The sequence below is a fragment of the Micromonospora sp. DT46 genome (assembly GCF_049841735.1).
Lineage (GTDB): Bacteria > Actinomycetota > Actinomycetes > Mycobacteriales > Micromonosporaceae > Micromonospora > Micromonospora reichwaldensis.
Window position 1 is genome coordinate 213,284 of record NZ_JBNCKW010000007.1, and the last position, 19,875, is coordinate 233,158.

Genomic DNA, 19,875 nt, shown 5'->3' on the forward strand with positions numbered 1-19,875 from the left:
GCTCGCCGCGGACGCGGCTACGCACGATGTCGTCCCGCACGCCGTACTGCTTCCGTCGCCGGGCTGCTACCCGGGCTGGCGCTCCGCGCGGACGGCGGCGACGGCGGCTGCCATGCGGGTGAGGCGCGCGCCCTGGAAGCGGGCCGTATCGAGGACGGCCCGGGCGTACCCGGGATCCCCGCCGGCGCGGCTCTCCACGAGGCTGACGCCGTACGGGTTTCCGCCGGCGGCGTGCGCGGTGTCGTAGTTCAGGTAGCCGGTGGGCAGGATGACCGACCCCCAGTGGTGGAAGGTCTGGTAGAGGCTGAGCAGGGTCGCCTCCTGCCCGCCGTGTTCCTCGTAGGTGGCGGTGAAGCCGGTCGCCGGCTTGTCGGCCAGTTCCTCCGCCTGCCACGGGGCGGTCGTGGTGTCGAGGAACTGGCGCAGCTGGGAGCAGACGTTCCCGAACCGGGTCGGCGTGCCGAAGGCGTACCCGTCGGCCCACCGGAGGTCGTCGAGGGTGGCGAGCGGGATGTCGGCGGTGGCGTCCAGGTGAGCCCGCCACTGCGGTTTGGCGACGACGACCTGCTCCGGCGCCAACTCCGCCACCCGGCGCAGGCGGACCTCCGCGCCGGCGTCGGCCGCTCCGTCGACGAACGCCTGCGCGAGCCGGTGCACGGTGCCCGTGGCGGAGTAGTAGATGACGGCGATCCTGGCATCGGTCTGCACGGTTGCCTCCTGGTCGGCTCGGTTCTCGGTCAACCGTGCCGGGCAGGCTTACCGTCTGCTGACCGTCCCCTGACCGAGGCCGCTGAGCGCCGCGTCGTCGAGGTCGAGCTGTGCGCCACGGCTCATCTCGGCAGCGAGTTCCCCGCCGCCGAGCGCATCCCGGAGGCGGCCGGTCACGCGCTGGACGTCGTGCCGTTCGCCTGGGGGCAGCGGCGCTCCGGCGACCTCGCGCAGCGTGCGGGCCGCGCCGAGCAGCCGCGCGGCACGGCGCTGGTCACCGCCGAGGCTGGTGGCCCCGGCCAGTCCCTCGAGGGCCAGGGCGACCGCCCGGTGGTCTCCGGCGGCGCGCGCCGCGTCGAGCGACTCACGGTGTCGGCGCTCGGCGAGGACGGCGTCGCCGCGGTGCTCCGCGATGAACCCCAACTCGGCCAGCGCGAGCGCGCAGCCTGGCAGGTAGCCGGCGTGCCGGTTCCAGTCGAGCAGGTCGTGCTGCTGGGCCTCGGCGGCGTCGAGGTCGCCCCGCCGTCGCGCGATCATCGCCAGGCCCGTGCCGGCGAAGGCGGCGGCGGATCGGCTCGACTGTTCCCGCGCGACCTGTAGCGCGCGGTCGTGACTGGCGGCGGCCTCGTCGAGGTCGCCGCGCAGCAGGGCGAGCCGACCGATGCAGGCCAGCTGCCGGGACACCGACGTCCACAGCCGCAGGTGCTCGGCGGTGCGCAGCGCCTCCCGGTAGTGCGCGGCGGCCAGGTCGTAGTCGCCGTGGATCTCGGCCAGGGTCCCCAACAGGCTCGTCGGATGCACCTGCCCCCAGCGGTCGCCCAGCTGACCGAACAGCGACCGGCTGGTCTCGCAGTCACGCTGCGCGGCGGGCAGGTCGCTGCGGTGTACGAGCGCGAGGTCCGCCCGGGTGGCGCAGGCGGCCGCGATGCCCCACTGGTCCCCGTCGGCACGGAACGCCGCCAGCGCCGCGTCGACCAGGTCGGCGGCCTCCCCCGGATCTCCGGAGCCGAGCATCATGGAGGCGAACAACCACCGCGCGAACGCCTTCTCCGGCCCGTCGGCGTCCCGGTAGCGCTCCAGGATCCGCTGCCGGGGAGCGGTCGGATCACCGTCGCGGGTGGCGAGGGCGGTCAGCCACATGTCCGCGTGTCGCCGCAGGGCGTCCGGTGCGACGTCGTCCGCGCTGCCCCCGACGATGTCCAACGCCGTCCGCAGGGACCGGCTCATCTCCCCGAACCGGCCCCGCAGCAGCCGGTACCAGCACAACGAGGTGGCGAGCGCCAAGCCCACGCGGGCCTGACCGTCGGTGGCGGCGACGTCGAGTGCCGCCCGCAGGTTCGCGTTCTCGGCGTCGAGTTCGCGCAGCGCGCGACTCTGCTCGCGCCCACGTAGCCGCCCTGCGGCCTGCTCGGCGAGACGCGCGAAACACGCGGCGTGGCGGCGACGGGTCGCGCGCAGTTCGCCGGCGCTGTCGAGCTGTTCGAGACCGTAGGCGGCCACCGTCTCCGGCAGCCGGTAGCGTCGCGGGCTCTCGCCGTGCCGCACCATGACCAGCGAGCGGTCGATCAGGCGGGCCAGCACGTCGAGGACCTCGTCCGACGCCACCTGCCCGCCCGGGCACACCTGCTCGGCGGCAGCCAGGGTGGCGCCGTCGGCGAAGACCGCCAGCCGGCGCAGCACCGCGCGTTCGGGAGGCGACAGCAACTCCCAGCTCCAGTCGATCATCGCGCGCAGTCCCTGCTGACGCGCGGGCGCGGTGCGCCGGCCGGACGACAGCAGCCGGAAACGGTCGTCGAGCCGCGCCGCCAGCTCGCCCGGGTCGAGCACGGGCAGCCGGGACGCGGCCAGTTCCAGCGCCAGCGGTACGCCGTCGAGGCGCCGGCAGATGGTGGCGATCGTGTCCGTGTTCCGCGCGTCGACGGTGAACCCCGGCTCGGTGGCGCGGGCGCGGGCTGCGAAGAGCCGGACCGCCGGGGCGTCGGCGATCTGCTCGGCGGTGGCTCCCGGTTCCGGCAGGGCCAGCGGCGGCACCGGAAGGACGACCTCGCCGGGGATCCCGAGCGGTTCGCGGCTCGTCGCCAGGATGCGCAGGTCGGCCGCGGCGCCGAGCAGGCTCTCGGTCAGTTCGGCGATCGGCGCCACCACGTGTTCGCAGTTGTCGAGCAGCAGCAGCATCCGCCGGTCCCGCAGCGCGGCGACCAGCCGGTCCATCGGCTCGCGTGGTCGCTCACCGGGCAGGCCGGGCGGGCTGTCGTCCCGGATCTCCAGGGTCGCCGCCACCATCTCGACGAGCTCGGTGCAGGTCGCCTGGCCGCCGCAGTGCGGCTGGCCGGCCAGCTCGACGAGCCACACCCCGGCGGGGAACGTGTCGGCCAGCACCCGGGCGGCCTCGAGCGCCAACCGGCTCTTCCCCACCCCGCCCATCCCGGTCAGGGTCACCAGCCGCTCGCTCGTGAGCCGCTCCCGTACCGCCTCGACGGCCGTCTCACGCCCGATCAGTCCGCCGTACGGACCGGGTGACACAGGGGCCGGCAGGTTGGTTCGGGCCGGAGTCGACGGCGGTGCCGGCGGCCGCAGGGCGGGGTCCTGGCGCAGGATCGCCCGATGCAGCTCGGCCAACTCCTGGCCGGGATCGATGCCGAGTTCGTCGCGCACCTGCCGACGGAACTGCTCGTACGCGGACAGGGCCTCACGCTGCCGTCCCGAGCCGTACAGGGCGCGCAGGTGCGCGGCCCGTAGCCGCTCACGCCACGGGTGGCGTGCGACCAGGTCGGCCAGCTCACCGGCGAGCAGGTGGTGCTCACCGAGATCGAGCCGGGCCTCGGCCAGGTCCTCCAGCGCGGCCAGGCGCTGTTCGTCGAGCCGCTCGGCCGTCTGGCGCACGAACCGCTCGTCCCTGAAGTCGGCGTACGGGGAACCGCGCCACAGCGACAGGGCTTCCGTCAGCGTCGCCGCCCGCCCCGCCGGCTCCCGCTGCGCGCGCGAACGCGCCACCAGCACGGCGAAGCGACCGGCGTCGACCGACTCCGACGACGCCCGCAGCCGGTAGCCGGCATCGCCGGACTCGACCAGCGCGCGGCCACCCGCCTCACCCGCCCCCAGCGCGCGGCGCAACTGCGACACCTTGGTCTGCAGTGCCCCCAGCGCCTTGCCCGGCGCCTCGTCACCCCAGAGATCCTCGATCAGCCGGTCGGCGGAGACCGGGCGTCCCTCGTGCACCAGCAGGTCAGCCAGGAGAGCACGAACCTTCAGGCCGGGCACGGTGACGGGCCTGCCGTCCGACGTCCAGACCGCGATCTCGCCCAGCACCCCGAACATCACGACTTTCACACTAGCCAGTCGACCGTCCCGCCCCGCGAACGTCCGTCGGCCGTCGGTCCGCCCACCGGGTCGCGGCTCCGACGCGTACGTCAGCCGGCCGTCAGCCGGTGGTGAGCGACCCCGGGCAGGCTGATCCGAGCCGACACCGGAGGAATGAGATGGATCGTCTGCAAGAGCCCCGGGCCGCTCACGGTCACCGGCCGTTCGCACCAGCGCGGGTGGCCACACCCTGGCTCGCCCTGCTGGCCGGCCCGCTGTCGTACGGGATCGCCGCACCGGCCCTGATCCTCGACGACGTGGCGCGCGCGACGCGTACCGACGAACAGGCCGCGGCCGCCGGCGTGACGGCCTTCGGCTGGGGGATCGCGTTGGGGACGCCGCTGTTGGCGGCGCTGCTGGCCCGGAGCGGCGTGCGGGCGGTCCTGACCGTCTCGGCCGTGCTGCTGGGCGCGGGGACGCTCCTGCTCGTGCTGGTGCCGAGCGTGCCGGCGTTGGTGGCCGGCGCGGCGGTGCAGGCACTGGGGTCCGCCGGCCTCACCGTGACGGCGATGAAGCTGGCCGACTCGGCCCGGCAGATGGGGGTGGTCACCGCGTCGCTGGCGGTCGTCGGGGCCACCGGCCCGCTGACCGGCGCGCTGGTCGCCGACCTCTTCTCGTGGCAGGCGGCGCTGGCGTTGCCGCTGCTGGCGGTGCTCGCGGTGCCCGCCGCTCGCCGCGGCACCACCTCGCCGGACGCGGCGCCGGCGTCGTTCGACCCCCTCGGCATGGTTCTGTTGTCCTTGCTGGTCACCGCGGCCGTCCTCATTCCGCACCGTCCGCTGGTGGCCGCCCCGGTCACCGTCGCGCTGCTGCTCGCGCTGGTGGCCTGGATAAAGATCCGTCCGGAGGGCTTCCTGCCCGCCGTGGTGGCACGCAACGGCCGGTTCCTCGCGGCGTGCGCGTCGGCCTTCGTGCTGGGGGTGGTGAACTTCGCCCTGCTCTACGCCGCGCCGGACCTGCTGCGGGAGCACGCGGGATGGGACGGCACCCGCAGCGGGCTCGTGCTGCTGGCGCCGTACCTGCTCGGCGGCTTCTGTTCCGGGTTCCTCGTCGCGGCGTCCGTGCGGGTGCCCCGCCGCGTCGCGGCCGCCGCGTTGCTCGTCACCGGCGCCGCCGCGTCGCTGCTGGCGGCGGTCACCACCGCCGCACCGCTGCTGCTCGCGGCGATGACGCTCGGCTCGCTGGCCGCCGCGACCGGCCAGGGCGCACTCGCCCTGCAGGCGACCGGAGTGGTAGCCGCCTCGCGTCGGGCCGAGGCCCTGGGTCTGTTCAACCTCGCCTACCTGCTCAGCGTCGCATTCGGACCTGCGATCGCCGTGACGCTCGCGCACCCCGCCGCCTGAGCACCCGCGTTCCTCTCCGCGCCTGCCCGGACCGCCCTGGCTGGCCTCGTCCTTGGACGTCGAAAGGCAGTTCGCTCAGCCGACCCTCGTCAGCCAGCGGTCGAGCCGCAGCAGCACGACGAGGACGGCGGCGCCGAGCACGGCGAGTCCCAGCCCGGCGAGGGTGTCGCGCGGTTCGGGAAAGGTGAGGTCGGCGACCTGCCGCGTTCCGGGCAGCACGGCCACGGCCGCGAAGCAGCCGGCCATCACCGCCAACAGGCCAAGCCGCCACCGGGTGTACGGCCGGGCGATGACGACGAGTGCCGCGAACGCGACGAGGAACAGGGTGAGCGTGGCGGTGGAGCGGTCCGCCCGCAGGCTCGACGCCGTGTTCGACCGCGCGACGGCGTACGCGGCGAACGTCATCGAAGCGGCCACGGCACCGGCGGGAACGGCGAACCGCAGGACGCGGGGAACGAAACCCGGTCGCGCCCGTCCGCTGTTCGGGGCGAGCGCGAGGAAGAAGCCGGGCACGCCGATCGTCAGGGTCCCGACGAGGGTGATGTGCCGGGGCAGGAACGGAAACGGCACCTGGGCGATGCCTACGAGCAGCGCGAGCAGCGCCGCGTACACGGTCTTGGTGAGGAACAGGTTCGCGACATGTTCGATGTTGGCCAGCACCCGGCGTCCCTCGGCGAGCACGTGCGGCAGCGCGGTGAAGTTGTCGCCGAGGAGGACCACCTGCGCGACCGCCCGGGTGGCAGGGCTACCGGAGCCCATGGCGACGCCCAGGTCGGAGTCCTTGAGCGCGAGCGCGTCGTTGACCCCGTCGCCCGTCATCGCCACGGTGCGACCCCGCGCGTGCAGGGCGGCCACGAACTCCCGCTTCCGTTGCGGTGTCGCCCGGCCGAAGACGGTGTGGCCGGCGACGGCGTCGGCGAGCGCGTCCGGCTCCTGCGGCAGCGAGCGCGCGTCGGCTGGCGCATCAGCCGACGGGATGCCGACCTGCCGCGCGATCGCGCCCACCGCGGCCGGGTCGTCGCCGGAGATCACCTTGACGTCGACGCCCTGCGCGGCGAAGTACCGGATCATGTCCGGGGCGTCGGCCCGTATCCGCTGTTCGAGAACGACGAGGGCGGCGGTCCTGCGGTCGCGGCTGGCCAGCGCGGCCGACCGCACGAGGGCCAGCACCCGTCGACCCGTCGCGGCGAGATCCTGGGCCTCGCGTCGGGCCGGGTCGTCGTCGGGCAGCAGCACGTCGGGCGCACCGACGAGCCAGGTGCCGTGCTCCGGGAAGGACGCGCCCGAGAACTTGCGTGCCGAGGAGAACGGCACGGTCTCGGCCGCGTGCCAGCCGTCGGCGGAGAGGCTGTCTCCGATGGCCCGCATGGTCTGGTTGGGCTTCGCCTCCGCGCGGGCGAGCGCCGCGAGCGCCGCCCGCGCGACACCGGGGGAAACGCCGTCGTACGGCCGCACCTCGCGCAATGCCATGCCGGGCTCGGTGAGCGTGCCGGTCTTGTCGATGCAGAGCGTGTCGACGCGGGCCAGCACCTCCACCGCCGGCAGTTCCTGTACGAGGCACCGGCGCCGGCCGAGCCGGATCACACCCACCGCGAAAGCGACGCTCGTCATCAGCACGAGCCCTTCGGGGATCATCGGTACGACTCCCGCAACGCTGCCCACCACGGCGTCGGAGACGCTGGCCCCGCTGGTGAACAGCCGCACGACCAGCAGCCCGCCGATCGGCACGATGATCCAGGTGACCAGCCGGAGCAACCGGTTGATGGCCGTCATGAGTTCGGAGTCCGTCAACTCGAAGCGGCTGGCCTCGGCGGCAAGCCGAGCCGCGTACGCCTTCTCGCCGACCCCGGTCGCCGCGAGCAGGCAGCTGCCCGCGGCCACGAAGGTGCCCGACTGGACCTTGTCGCCGCGCCGCTTCTCGACCGGGTCCGCCTCGCCGGTCAACAGCGACTCGTCGATCTCGACCCCGTCGGCCTCCCGGACCGCCCCGTCCACCGGCACCTTCTCCCCGGGCCCCAGCAGTACGAGGTCGTCGACGACCACCTCACCCGGCCGGATCGAAACCTCACGGCCGTCGCGCAGGACACGCACCGGCGCCTCGGTGAGCAGGGTGAGCCGGTCCAGGGTCCGCTTCGCCCGCAGTTCCTGGATCACGCCGACTGCGCTGTTGACCACGATCACCGAGCCGAAGAGCGCGTCGACCGGCTGGCCGAAGACCAGGATCAGACCGCAGAGCACCGCGATGATCGCGTTGAACCGCGTCAGCAGATTGGCGCGCAGGATCTGGCCGAACGTGCGGCTGCTCCGGCGGGCGGTCGTGTTGACCGAGCCCTTCGCGACCCGTTCAGCGACCTGCGCACTCGTCAGCCCCTGGTGCACGTGCCACGCCCCACGTCAGGCCACCATTCCTGTTCCGGCGCATGAGCCGAGGCGTGCGCCCTCGACGACATCCGATGGCACGACCAACGAGCCCGACCCGGATCCGGATACGTGGTCGTGCTTCGCGGAACCGCCGACCCGACATACCATGTCGGACATGTACGGACGATCCACCCGAGCGATCATGCCCTCGCCTGCCCTCACCGCCGGGTAGCAGTGGCGCAGACTGGCGAGGACCAGGAGCCGCCGCGGCCGGCGTCCTCCAGCGACAGAGCCGACCGGCAGGACATCCGCCTTGCCGTGGTGATGACTGGTGGAGTCAGCCTGGCGGTGTGGATCAGCGGCGTCACCCTCGAGGTCTCCCGCCTGGCCGCGGCACGCACGGACCCGGAGTCGCCGTACGCGTCGCTGCTGGATCTGCTCCGGGCGGACGTTCGCGTCGATGTCATCTCGGGCACCTCGGCGGGCGGTCTCAACGGCGCCTTCCTCGCGCTTGGCCTGGCCAGGGGCGGGGACCTGTCCGTCATGCGGGACCTGTGGCACGAGCACGGCAGCCTGGACCGGTTGTTGCGCGACCCGTTGACGCGCCGTCCACGATCCTTGCTGAAGGGGGACGACTACTTCCTTCCGAAGGTGCGGGACGCGCTGGAGAAGGTCGTCTCGACCACCGGATCGCCTTCGGCCCGGACCGACGATGAACGGGTGCCGATCGAGCTGGTGCTGACCGGGACGCTCTGGCAGGGCAGGTCCACGACGTTCACCGACGACCTGGGTGTCGGGATCACCGAGACCGATCACGACGCCACCTTCCGGTTCGCCGACCTCCGGGCCGGCTACCGCGACGGCCGACCGGTCAGTGGTGACCTCGCCGCCGACGCCGTGCTCGACGAGTTGGCCGCCGCGGCGCGGTGCACGTCGTCGTTCCCGGGTGCCTTCGAGCCGCACTTCGTACGGGTGCGCCCCGGAGATCCCGGCAGCGACCTGCGGTGGGAGTCCGCGGCGGGTCGATCGAACTTCCGCGACGCGCAGCACGTGGTGGACGGCGGAGTGCTGCTCAACAAGCCGATCCGCCCAGCCCTGGAGGCGGTGTACCGGCAGACCGCCGGCTTCCAGGTGCGCCGGGTTCTCGCGTACGTCGCCCCGGATCCGGGCGAGCAGCTCTGTCCCTCCCCCGCGGCCGACTCGCCGGCAGCCCCGCATGCGGACGCCGCCGGCCCGGGGATGCCGCTCCCGTCGGCCCGCGAGGTGCTGCTCGGAGTCCTCACCCGACTGCGGGCCACCGACTCCGTCTCCCGGGAACTCACCGAGATCCGCGGCCGCAACACCACGGTGCGGATGCGCCGCCGGGCCCGGGACCGGTTCGCGACGGCGATGATCGGCGTCGCCGAGCAGCTTTCCGACGGGGCGTGGCCGGCGTACCTGGAGGTGCGCGTCGAGAACGCGGCCACCACGATCGCTCCCCTGCTGGCGATGGGGCAGCGCGGCCGACCCGCCGAGCAGTGGAGCGGGCACGAACTGCTCGCCGCACTTCGGCGACAACGGATGTCGTTCGTCCCCGAGGGCCCCCTCGCGGAAGCGCTCGGGAGAACCGGAGCCGGCTGGGACTGGGGACAGACCACCGTCCAGCGCCTGGCAGACATGACCGTCGACCTGCTCAAACGATCGGTGTGGCTGGCCCACCTCGGTACGCCGGAGCGAACGAGGATCGTGCGCTGCCGCGAACAGGCAGCCGCCACTCTGGAGGAGATCCACGCAGACCGCACCGACCTCAACCGCTACTGGTCGGCCGCGCCAACGGGACCGGCGCGGTACGGCATCGATCCGATGCCCAGGCGCCGGGGCTCGCTGAACCGGACGGCCGACAACCTGCCCGAGCTCGAACGCTGGCTCGCCGCCGCGTTGACGGCGTGGGACGCCCTGCCCGTCCCCGGTGACGGCGTGCGACGAGCCCGACTTCACCGGCAGGCGCTCGAACTGGCCCGGAGCCTTCGCGAGGTCGCCCCCGCCCTGCGGACGGTCAGCGAGGCAGGCAACGACGTGCTCGATCCGGATGGCGAGTGGACGGGGCGGCTCACCGCACTCCACCGGTTCCTCGTCCCGATGCGGTCCGCCGACGAGACCGTCCTGCGGAACATGTTGCGGCTCGACGTCGTACAGCTCGCCTTCACCAGCGCCAGTCAGGACCCGGAGCAGGAGGTGGAGCTCGCCAAGGTCTCCTCGCTGCACCCGGACCTGCTGACCGGCATCCAGCTGCACCACTTCGGCGCCTTCTACCGCGGCTCGTGGCGCCTCAACGACTGGTTGCACGGCCGAATGGACGCGGTCGAACAGCTCATCCGGATCCTGCTGGCGCCGGAGCGACTACGGCAGTGTCTGCTGGCACCCGGATCAGCGACCTGTGCCGGGCCACGGCCGGCCCAGGCCGAGGCGGTGGACCGGCTGATGGAGGCGTTCGAGCGGTGCGCGGTCCCCGACCGGTCGCCCGACCGCGGATGGCTGGCCGACCAGTGGGCGCGGGACCGCGCGGCGTGCGAACGCGAGGCGCAGCAGATCCTCGGCAACCCGGACGCCCGCTCGTTGAGCGCCTGCACCAGAGCCATCGCCCGACCGATCCAGACCTCGGTGCTCAGAGAGGACCTGCCCGGCCTCGCCGCCGCGGTACGCGCCGAGGGCACCGATCGGGCCAGGACGAGCACCGCCTGGCTGGCGTCCTTCGACGCCGCCGACCTGAAGGCCGGCCGGGAGATGCCGGCCCAGGATCTGTGGCGGCTGTGGGACGAGGCAGCCCAGATCGGCGGCGAACGCATCGATGGTGACGTCGGCAGCGACACTTTTGCCCGAACCACGTCGCACACCGCCACCGTCCTCGCCAACGTCGCCGGCGACACGGCGCGCACCAGGCCACTGGCCGTGGTGCTCTCCGCCTTCCGCGGCTACGCACTCGCCGTCTGGGCGATGGTGGCCCTGCTCACCCGCCGCAGCGCGATGGGCACGCGGGCAGTGGAGATCGCCGTCGCGGCCGGCGCTGTGCTGCTGGCCGTATCCCTGCTGGTGCCCGCAGTGCCGATCGCGCTGGCCCTGCTCGCGGTCCTCCTGCTACTGGCCGGGTTCTCGGCCGCCGCCCTGCTCTCGCCCCGGACCAGGCCGGTCGGTCTGCGCCTGGTCGCAGCGGCGCTCGTCGTGCTGCTCGCACTGGGCGGAGTTCTCTGGTGGGACTGGTACCGCAACGGCACGGCGTTGATCTGGAGCCTGTCGATCAAGCTCGGGGTCACGCTCCTCATCGTCCTGCTCGGCTGGTGGGTCGCCCGCGCCCAGCCCCGGCGCTCCGGCCGCAGCACCCGCAGGTAGGCCGGCGGCCGGCTCCATACGGTACGCATCAGCACCACCTCCGGCAGCCGGGAAGTCGTCCACCAACGCATCGGCTGGACCCGGACCTACCGCTCGGGATGCCCGACTTGTCATGTCAGAGGCGTTGGGCATAGTCGATGCCTCGCAAGGCACCCGATCGAGAGGAAGCGCATGAGGCGTAACGTTGTACGCGTGCTGGCGGTCATGGCCGTCGTCGCCGCGGGATCGGCGGTGGTGTCCGCGCCGGCCGCCGCCAGCGACAGCCCTGGTGACATCTGCGTGACCAACCAGACCACCTGGCTGCGCGACCAGCCCTGGGGCAGCACGCTACGCACCCTGAGCCCCGGGCGAGGCTTCCGCGTTCACTCGATCTACGGCGGCAGTGACATCCAGACCTGGTACTACGGCCACGGGGCCGAGGCGCCGGGGCAGGACGGCTGGATCCCGGCCGCCAACTGCAACTGGTAGACCGGAGCCGCTCCACCACCATGGCGCCGGCTCCGGCCGGCGCCATGCGGCTGCGGCCGACAGTCAGTCGCAGCGATTGCCGTTCGGGCTGCTGGCGCCGGGTTCGCCGCGGTCGCTGCCGGAACCTCCCGGGGCACGCACCGATGTCTCCGCCATCCGAGGCTGGTGCCTCGTCTCAGAACGTTGATCGGGTGACCGCTGGCGCAACCGGCGCTTCGGACCGAGATCCGGATTCGCGACGAACTCCAACGCTCCGCCCTGGTGTCCGTCGGCGGAGGATCCGCACGTGCGACGCTGTCGAGCTGATGTCGCAGACGACTCGCCGCCGGCCGGTGCGCGGTGGCCCAGACGGCGCCTGATGTCACAGACGACTCAGCTCGACAGCGTCGTCCGACCCTCTTGCCCGCGGACCGGCTCGGCGGCCACCACCGCCGCACGCAGCATGGACCAGCTCTCCATCGATGAACATCTTGACGAAGGCGCCGTCGTCCCTGATAGTCGGGCGACCGAACCGGTGATCGCGGTCACGGATCATCGCTCGCCCTCGACAGGAGACCAGTTGACGGCACGTCCCCCTGCGGCTGCTCGCGGTCGCCCTCCCCGCCGCGGTCGACGGGCTCTTCGCCGCGAGCACGCCGGCACGGTCGATGTAGTGACCGACCTCGGCAACGCGTACGACACCAGCAACGTCGGGGACCGGATCGGCACGGGCCGGTTCATCCCCGGCGTTTCACGCTACCGACCGGCCGCACCCCACCCACCGACGGAGAAAACGTGATCACGAGAAGAAGCCTGCTCGTCGCCGCCGGCGCCGCCGCGGCCGCCGCCGGGCCGTTGGCCCGCCCCGTCTCCGCCGCGCTGCCCCAGGTCGACATGGAGGCGCTCATCAAGGCCGCCCAGATCGATCCGCGCCGGGCGGACACCGCCATCACGACAGGCGCCAAGGACAGCGTCCTGCTGGTCGAGCGCGCCCTACAGGCCAGAGGACACCTGTCGGCCACCTACGTGGACGGACACTTCGGCACCAGCACGATCGCCGCATATGCGGCGTACCAACGGTCCCTCGGCTATACCGGCCTCGACGCGACCGGCCTGCCCGGCCCGTCGTCGCTGCGGCTGCTGGGCGAGGGGCGCTACACCGTGGTCAAGGCGATCTCGCCCGGCACCGTGGTGAGCCTGCGTGACGTACGCGTCAACACCCGTACCAGATCCATGCTCCTCGAGGCCGAACGCCTGCTCGGGCGTCAACTCACCATCACGCAGGGGTCCTACAACACCGGCGTGGGCGCGTCGGCGGGCACCCACGACGGCGGTGGCGCCCTCGACCTCTCCGTGAACGGCCTGTCGTCGGCCACCCGAACCGAGGTGCTGCGCCGTCTGCGCACGGTCGGGTTCGCCGCCTGGCTGCGTACGCCGTCCCAGGGCGACTGGCCGTACCACATCCACGCCATCGCGCTGGCGGACACCGACCAGTCGACCGGCGCGCAGCACCAGGCCGGCGACTACTACCTCGGCCTCAACGGCCTGGCGAATCGCGGGCGCGACGACGGTCCTGCGGTCAGCCCCAAGCGGACCTGGGAGGAATACCAACGGACGCTCTGACAGTGGCGAGCGCCGAGCCTCATCGGCGCTGGCGCAGTTGCGCCGAGTGTCTCCATCCGATCAGGAGGAAAGTTGTCCATCCGTAACAGCCGCCTCGTACGCGGCGCCGTCGCCGTGCTCACCACGGCCCTCACGACCGCGGCGGTCGGCCTCACCGGCGCCACCGCCGCCCAGGCCGCCGTGAACACCTCGCCGAGCCATCTGGTGGTCTACAACAACAACATCGAGAACTGGCTGCCGAGCTCCTGCGCCGACGGCCACATCTGGGACCGGCTGATCACCTACCTCAAGGGCCGCCCACTGAGCCCGGACATCTTCACCGTGCAGCAGGTCTCGAACCAGACGCAGCTCAACACCCTGACCAAGCGCCTCTCGGACGAACTGCCCGGCACCTACGCCGGACAGATCGCGATCGCGAACCCGGGCTCGATGGGCTACACCAGCACCTGCGGCAAGATGAAGAACCAGCAGACCAACGCGGTCATCTACCGCTCCGACCGGTTCACCTACGAGGCCGCCACCCGCTGGCGCTCCGACGCCCCCGCGAACTACGACGCGGGCACCGGCGGATGCCAGAACCTCGAACCCACCAGAAGCAGCCAGGACCGGGTCCACAACATCGGCATCCGGCTGCACGACAACGTCGCCAACCAGGACGTCTCGGTAGCCTCGATCCACTGGCCCACCAACACCTGGCACGGCCCCAAGTGCGCGGACGAGAACATCAAGGAGGCCGACGAGGCGATGGGCCGCCTCGGCGGCGACCTCAAGATCGTCGCCGGCGACGCCAACGCGGAGCCCGACGACGCGGGATGGTGGAACGACGGCAAGAGCTACGGCTACCGCGACCCGATCGCCGAGAAGTGCGGCAGCCGCAACTGCTCCTCGGCCTACGACACCCTGAACAGCCGGCGTATCGACTTCCTGCTGGTCAAGAGCGGCAACGGCTTCAGCAACGTCGCCACCGTCACCGAGTCGATGACCGGCGGGGCGTACTCGGACCACCGCGCCGTCACCGCGTACGTCAAGTACTGACCGCGTGGGGCGGCGAGGTTGACAGCACAGGCGCGGCGTCGTCCCGCCCGTGCCCTCGCCGCCCCACCGCGGTCAGCAGCGACGTGCTGCACTCCCGGCTGCCGCGCGTCCGCGGAAACCCGTTGGCGGGCCACGGCGAGCACCGCTACTCTGCCAACGGCCGTGCGAGAGAACGAGGAGGTGGTACCCGTGAATGCAGTATCGACATGGGTGCTCCCCTCCGGGGTCACGGTCGGGCGATAGGTCGTCCGGGAGCGCCGCTCACGAGCACTCCCGAAGGGCACGACCATGCGATTCACTTCCGAACAGCGCCTCGACGACGATGTCCTCGAACGTCAGTTCACCCTCGGTGAGATCCCCGGCATCCTGTGGACGCCGGGATCCGGCTCCGCACCGGCCCCGCTGATTCTGATGGGCCACCCCGGCGGGCTGCACAGGTTGTACCCCCGACTGATGGCGCGGGCCCGGCACTGCGTGGCGGAGGGCTTCGCCGCAGCCACCCTCGAGCTCCCCTGGAGCGGTGACCGGCCCCGTTCCGCCGCCGCCGAGGAGACCCGCGCCGACCTGCACCGGGCGCTGGAGGCCGGCGAGCCGGTCGACGACGAGCTCGTTGATCGGCTCGTCCTCCCACTGGTCGAGAAGTCGGTCCCGGAATGGCGGGCCGCCCTGGACGCCCTCCTTCCGCTGCCCGGGATCGGCGGCGCGGTCGGGTACGCGGGAGGGGTGATCTCCATCGGCATCCGGCTGGCGGTGGTCGAGCCGCGCATCTCGGCCGCCCTCCTGTTCGCCGGGAGTTTCGTGCCCCGCACCATGTTCGAGGAGGCCCGACAGGTCACCATTCCGCTGCAGGTCCTGCTCCAGTGGGACGACGAAGGAAACGACCGGCAGGCGGCCCTGGACCTGTTCGACGCCTTCGGCACCAGGGAGAAGACGCTGCACGCCAACATGGGCGGGCACACCGGCGTCCCGCACTTCGAGGGGGACGCCGGGAACCAGTTCTTCGCCCGGCACCTGAGGTGAGGCCGCGCCGTCAGACCGCGCAGGCGTCTCCGAGGCCACCGCCGGGTGGATCAGGCAGGCACGGTCCCGTTGAGGTACGCGTTGATCTGGTCGATCTCCAGTGCGTTGAAGACCTCAGGCTGGGCGGCGGCCTGGTTCGAGTTGATGATCCGCTTGAACAGGTTGTAGTGCGCCATCGACCGCAGACCGATGACCCGGTTGGGGGTGACCAGGTAACCGGTGCCGCCGGTGCTCCAGATGAGGTACATCAGTCCATCCTTAGTGACGATCTCAGGGGGAGTTCCGGGCGCCCCGGCGTATGGGGCACCCGTCAGAACCGACTCGGGGTTAACGCGCTGACCGTTCGGCTGGAAGATCTCGAGATGCAGGTGCGGGCCGGTGGAGTGGCCGGTGGATCCGACGTTGCCGATGTGCTGCCCGGCGGCGACCTGCACGCCCGTCCCGACTCGGGGAGCCTCCCGCATGTGCCCGTAGACACTCCGCCAACCATCGGCGTGCGTGATGGTGGCGTTGTGCCCAAGGCCGCCCGCGCTGTACGACACGCTGGTCACGGTGCCCGCCGCGATCGCACGGATCGGATAGCCGAGGATTCCCGAGTAGCTGTAGTCCGTGCCGTTGTGCATCCTGGACACGCCGGTGATCGGGTCTGTCCGCATCCCGTACGAGGATGTGATCGGCACCCACTTGTCGAACGGCCGGTTCCATCTCGGCGTCGCGCCGTACGCGGCTTCCGCGAGCCACGCCTCCGGAATGATGCCGGCTGCCAGTGTGGCGGTGACCAGACCAAGCAGATGGCGGCGGCCGATGCGACGCGACTCCGCCCCGTCGCCCGGCAGTGTTTCGTCGAGTGTCCGCATTCGGCCCCTTGCTCGCGATGAATGACGACCGGAAACACAATCCGCACCGAGGAGACCACCGATTGCGACTTCTGCCCACGTTCGGGTGGTCACTGGTTCGGGACGGGCCGACCAACCCCTTCGGCGGCGAACCAGCGAGCCCGCATGCATCTGGGATCTTGGATATTAAGGTATCGGGCTCCGCTGGTGTCAAGACTCGGACAGTGCGAGCGTCGTTAAGCCTTTCTCCGCGCCGTCGAGCAGGGCACGGCGTGGCGCGAGTCGGTGTACGCAGCGGATCTGCGCTCCCGGTACCGTCACCGGTCCCGGTCGTGCTGCGGTTGCCGCTACTGCCCGGCGGGCAGGGCCCGCAGGTAACGTAGCTCCACGATCTGGGTGTCGATCGGTGTGCGGTTCGGGTTCCGGATGTTGTGGGTCTCGCCGGGATGCAGGTAGCGCACTGCGGGCCGTGGCGGTGTGTCGGCGTCCGCGCCGCCGGCCAGGTCGACGACGAGCAGGGGCACCGACTCCGCGCGGCAGGTGTGTTCGTCGTCGGGCGGAGTCGTGAGGCGCTGGACGCGCACCCCGTCGGTGTCCAGCACCGTCGTCAGGGCCATGCCGTGGGCCGGTTCCCCGGGCCAGCCGTCGGTCGTGTCGGGCAGTGCGTACGGTGCTTCTCCCGAGGCTTCCTCGCCGAGGTCGAGCAGTTCGACGAGGCGGTTGCGGTAGAGGCTGTGGCCCTGGTTGGTGAGCATGTGGACCGGGGAGACGGGCCGGTAGATAGCACCGCCCACCTGTTCGTTGATGTGCCGGGGCGGGCTGCCGTCGAGCCAGTCCATGCGGCAGGCCGAGGTGTCGAGGCAGAGCACGAGGTACGGGTTGCGGTGCAGGTGCCAGGGCTGGCACTCGCCTGGAGCGAGGGCCACCTCCCAGACCCGTACCCGGGAGTTGGCGAGCAGGACCCGCTGGCCGACCTCGCCGAGCACGATGTCGCTACCGTCGGGGGAACGAACCACGGTGCCGGCGCTCATGGGTTCCTTTCGGCGGTGGTGCTCGGCCTGGGTGGCGGCACCCCCGGGGGTGGTGGGTGTGGTGGTCAGTCGGCGGCGTCGGGTGTCATGCCGCGCGGGTGAGGTCCCGCAGCTGGTCGAGCAGTTCCGTCGGTTCCGCGTTGGCCTTGCCCTGGGCGGACGCGGCGTTGCCGCCGCCTTTTCCGGCCAGGAGGTGTTTGATCAGGTCGTTGGCGGACAGGCCGCGTTGCACGCCGGCGGGGGTGACGGTGACGACGATGCTCGCGCCAGCGACGACGCCGACGACGCCGGGGCGGCGGCCGAGGCGGTCGCGGACCTTCTCGGCGAGGCGGCGCGCGTCGCCGGTGGTGGTGATGCCGGCGTACGCGATGCCGTCGAGGTCGGTGGCGTTGGCGGCGTAGGTGTCGGCGTCCAGGTCGATGAGCCGGCCGCGTAGGTCGTCGGCGTCGCGTTCGGTCTGCTTGAGTCGTGCCAGCAGGGTGGTGATGCGGTCGGGCAGTTCGTCGGGGCGGGCTTTGAGCTGGGCTGCGAGTTGGGTGACGAGGTCGCGTTCGCGGGCGAGGTAGCGGAACGCCTCGATTCCGGTGACGGCTTCGATGCGGCGTTGGCCGGCGCCGACCGACGATTCGCCGGTGACGGCGAGGGAGCCGATCTGCGCGGAGTGGTCGACGTGGGTGCCGCCGCACAGCTCACGCGACCATGCGCCGCCGATCTCGACGACCCGCACGGTCTCGTCGTAGGTTTCGCCGAACAGGGCCAGGGCGCCTTCGGTGCGGGCCTGTTCCAGCGGCAGGTAGCGGACGTCGACGGGCAGGTCGCGGCGGATCGCCAGGTTCGAGACCTCCTCGATCTCGCTGCGGGTGGCGTCGGAGAGGCCGCCGCGCCAGGCGAAGTCCAGGCGCAGGTATCCGGGCCGGTTGTACGAGCCGGACTGCAACGCGTTCGGCCCGAGCACCTGCCGCAGCGCGGCATGCACGACGTGCGTGCCGGAGTGCGCCTGCCGGGCGCCGACGCGCCATTCGGGGTCGACTGCGGCGTGCACCGCGTCGCCGACGGTGAGGCTGCCGTCGAGGATCCGGACGGTGTGCGCGATCAGGCCCTTGACCGGTCGCTGCACGTCGATGATCTCGGCGCGCAGGTTCGGGCCGGTGATTGCGCCTGCGTCGGAGTCCTGGCCGCCGCTCTCGGCGTAGAACGGCGTCTGGTCCAGGGCGACCGTGACGATGTCGCCGGCGTGGGCGGCATCGACCGCCGCGCCGCCGGACCAGAGCGCGACGACCCGGGAGTCGGTGTCGAGCGTCTCGTAGGCCAGCCACTGCGTGGGCCCGTTCGCGTCGAGCACCGACCGGTACGCCGACAGGTCGGCGTGGCCGGTCTTGCGGGCCTTCGCGTCGGCCTTCGCGCGGGCGCGTTGCTCGGTCATGAGCGCCCGGAAGCCGTCGGCGTCCACGGTCAGGCCCTGCTCGTTGGCGATTTCGAGAGTGAGGTCGATCGGGAAGCCGTACGTGTCGTGCAGTTGGAAGGCCTTGTCGGCGGGCAGTGCGGAGCGCCCGGCCTTCTTGGTTTCCGTGATCGCGGTGTCGAGGATGGTGGTGCCGGCGCGCAGCGTGCCGAGGAAGGTGTCCTCCTCGGCGTAGGCGGCCGAGGAGATCCGGTCGAAGTCGGTGGCGAGTTCGGGGTACGACGGGGCCATGCAGTCGCGGGCGACGGGCAGCAGTTCGGGTAGAGCCTTGTCGTGCCAGCCGAGCAGCCGCATGGCGCGGATGGCGCGGCGCATGATCCGGCGCAGCACGTACCCGCGGCCCTCGTTGGACGGGGTCACCCCGTCACCGATCAGCATGAGCGAGGTCCGCACGTGGTCGGCGATGACCCGCAGGCGTACGTCGTCGGGGTGGGACTGGGTGGCGGCCTGCCCGGAGTGCACGCCGTACTGCTTGCCGGTGAGGTCGGCGGCTCTGGCCAGGATGGGGCGGACCTCGTCGATCTCGTAGAGGTTGTCCACGCCCTGCAGGATCGAGGCGATGCGCTCCAGGCCCATGCCGGTGTCGATGTTCTTGTTTGGCAGGTCGCCGACGATGCGGAAGTCGGTCTTCGACGCCACGTCGGCGATCTCGTACTGCATGAACACGAGGTTCCAGAATTCCAGGTACCGGTCCTCGTCGACCTCCGGGCCGCCCTCGGCGCCGTAGGCGGGGCCGCGGTCGTAGTACAGCTCGGAGCAGGGGCCGGCCGGACCGGGGATGCCCATCGACCAGAAGTTGTCCGCCTTGCCGCGGCGCACGATCCGCTCCGCCGGCACGCCGGTGGCGAGCCACAGGTCGTACGCCTCGTCGTCGTCCAGGTAGACCGTCGCCCAGATCCGCTGCGGGTCCAGCCCGAAACCGCCCTGCTCGACCGGCGTGGTGGACAACTCCCACGCCAGCGGAATCGCGCCGGCCTTGAAGTAGTCGCCGAACGAGAAGTTGCCGTTCATCTGGAAGAACGTGCCGTGCCGTGACGTCTTGCCGACCTCGTCGATGTCCGGCGTCCGGATGCACTTCTGCACCGACGTCGCGGCCCGGTACGGCGCGGCCCGCTGGCCGAGGAAGTAGGGGACGAACTGCACCATGCCGGCGTTGATGAACAGCAGGTTCGGGTCCGCTATCGCCGGCAGCGGCGCCGACGGCACCACCGTGTGCCCGTTGGTCTCGAAGTGCGCCAGGAAACGCCGCTTGATCTCCGCCGTCCGCACCAACGCCCCCTTGT

The 19,875-nt window shown here is 71.9% G+C and carries 12 protein-coding genes; 6 read left to right on the plus strand and 6 right to left on the minus strand.

The features are described 5' to 3' along the window. Nucleotides 1-66 precede the first annotated feature (66 nt). Nucleotides 67-708 carry an NAD(P)H:quinone oxidoreductase gene (wrbA, locus tag ACLQ20_RS20915; RefSeq protein WP_425857352.1) on the minus strand — a complete coding sequence of 214 codons (642 nt, stop codon included), beginning with the start codon at nt 706-708 and terminating at the stop codon, nt 67-69. Between the two features lie 48 nt (nt 709-756). Continuing rightward, nucleotides 757-4,029 carry a BTAD domain-containing putative transcriptional regulator gene (locus ACLQ20_RS20920; RefSeq protein ID WP_425857574.1) on the minus strand — a complete coding sequence of 1,091 codons (3,273 nt, stop codon included), beginning with the start codon at nt 4,027-4,029 and terminating at the stop codon, nt 757-759. Nucleotides 4,030-4,247: 218 nt separating this feature from the next. Between ACLQ20_RS20920 and ACLQ20_RS20925 the strand changes: the two genes are divergently transcribed. Then, nucleotides 4,248-5,411 (plus strand): MFS transporter, encoded by a 1,164-nt coding sequence (locus tag ACLQ20_RS20925; protein ID WP_425857354.1) that lies wholly within the window; start codon nt 4,248-4,250, stop codon nt 5,409-5,411. A gap of 75 nt (nt 5,412-5,486) precedes the next feature. Here ACLQ20_RS20925 and ACLQ20_RS20930 read toward each other — a convergent pair whose 3' ends face one another. Further along, the gene (locus ACLQ20_RS20930; protein ID WP_425857356.1) at nt 5,487-7,790 is read right to left on the minus strand and encodes an HAD-IC family P-type ATPase; all 2,304 of its coding nucleotides are present in this window, start codon (nt 7,788-7,790) and stop codon (nt 5,487-5,489) included. A gap of 300 nt (nt 7,791-8,090) precedes the next feature. On the opposite strand from ACLQ20_RS20930, the gene ACLQ20_RS20935 reads away from it, so the two are divergent. From ACLQ20_RS20935 to ACLQ20_RS20955, 5 genes are all read left to right on the plus strand, one after another. After that, a complete protein-coding gene (locus ACLQ20_RS20935; protein WP_425857358.1) occupies nt 8,091-11,138 on the plus strand; it encodes a patatin-like protein in 3,048 nt (1,015 codons plus the stop codon). A gap of 171 nt (nt 11,139-11,309) precedes the next feature. Then, nucleotides 11,310-11,606 (plus strand): hypothetical protein, encoded by a 297-nt coding sequence (locus tag ACLQ20_RS20940; RefSeq protein WP_151452279.1) that lies wholly within the window; start codon nt 11,310-11,312, stop codon nt 11,604-11,606. Nucleotides 11,607-12,380: 774 nt separating this feature from the next. Then, complete coding sequence (locus ACLQ20_RS20945; protein ID WP_327028913.1) at nt 12,381-13,208, plus strand: peptidoglycan-binding domain-containing protein; 828 nt, start codon at nt 12,381-12,383, stop codon at nt 13,206-13,208. Between the two features lie 72 nt (nt 13,209-13,280). Then, nucleotides 13,281-14,243 carry a hypothetical protein gene (locus ACLQ20_RS20950; RefSeq protein ID WP_327028914.1) on the plus strand — a complete coding sequence of 321 codons (963 nt, stop codon included), beginning with the start codon at nt 13,281-13,283 and terminating at the stop codon, nt 14,241-14,243. Nucleotides 14,244-14,531: 288 nt separating this feature from the next. Then, nucleotides 14,532-15,263: an alpha/beta hydrolase gene (locus tag ACLQ20_RS20955; RefSeq protein ID WP_425857361.1), complete on the plus strand. Its 732-nt coding sequence runs from the start codon at nt 14,532-14,534 to the stop codon at nt 15,261-15,263. A 50-nt stretch (nt 15,264-15,313) separates the two neighbouring features. Here ACLQ20_RS20955 and ACLQ20_RS20960 read toward each other — a convergent pair whose 3' ends face one another. The 3 genes from ACLQ20_RS20960 to alaS all read right to left on the minus strand — a co-directional run bounded on the left by ACLQ20_RS20960 (nt 15,314) and on the right by alaS (nt 19,861). Beyond that, a complete protein-coding gene (locus ACLQ20_RS20960; protein ID WP_327028915.1) occupies nt 15,314-16,120 on the minus strand; it encodes a M23 family metallopeptidase in 807 nt (268 codons plus the stop codon). A gap of 326 nt (nt 16,121-16,446) precedes the next feature. Continuing rightward, the gene (locus ACLQ20_RS20965) at nt 16,447-17,130 is read right to left on the minus strand and encodes a hypothetical protein (RefSeq protein ID WP_192581201.1); all 684 of its coding nucleotides are present in this window, start codon (nt 17,128-17,130) and stop codon (nt 16,447-16,449) included. Between the two features lie 85 nt (nt 17,131-17,215). Further along, nucleotides 17,216-19,861: an alanine--tRNA ligase gene (gene alaS, locus ACLQ20_RS20970; RefSeq protein ID WP_151452373.1), complete on the minus strand. Its 2,646-nt coding sequence runs from the start codon at nt 19,859-19,861 to the stop codon at nt 17,216-17,218. Nucleotides 19,862-19,875 lie beyond the last annotated feature (14 nt).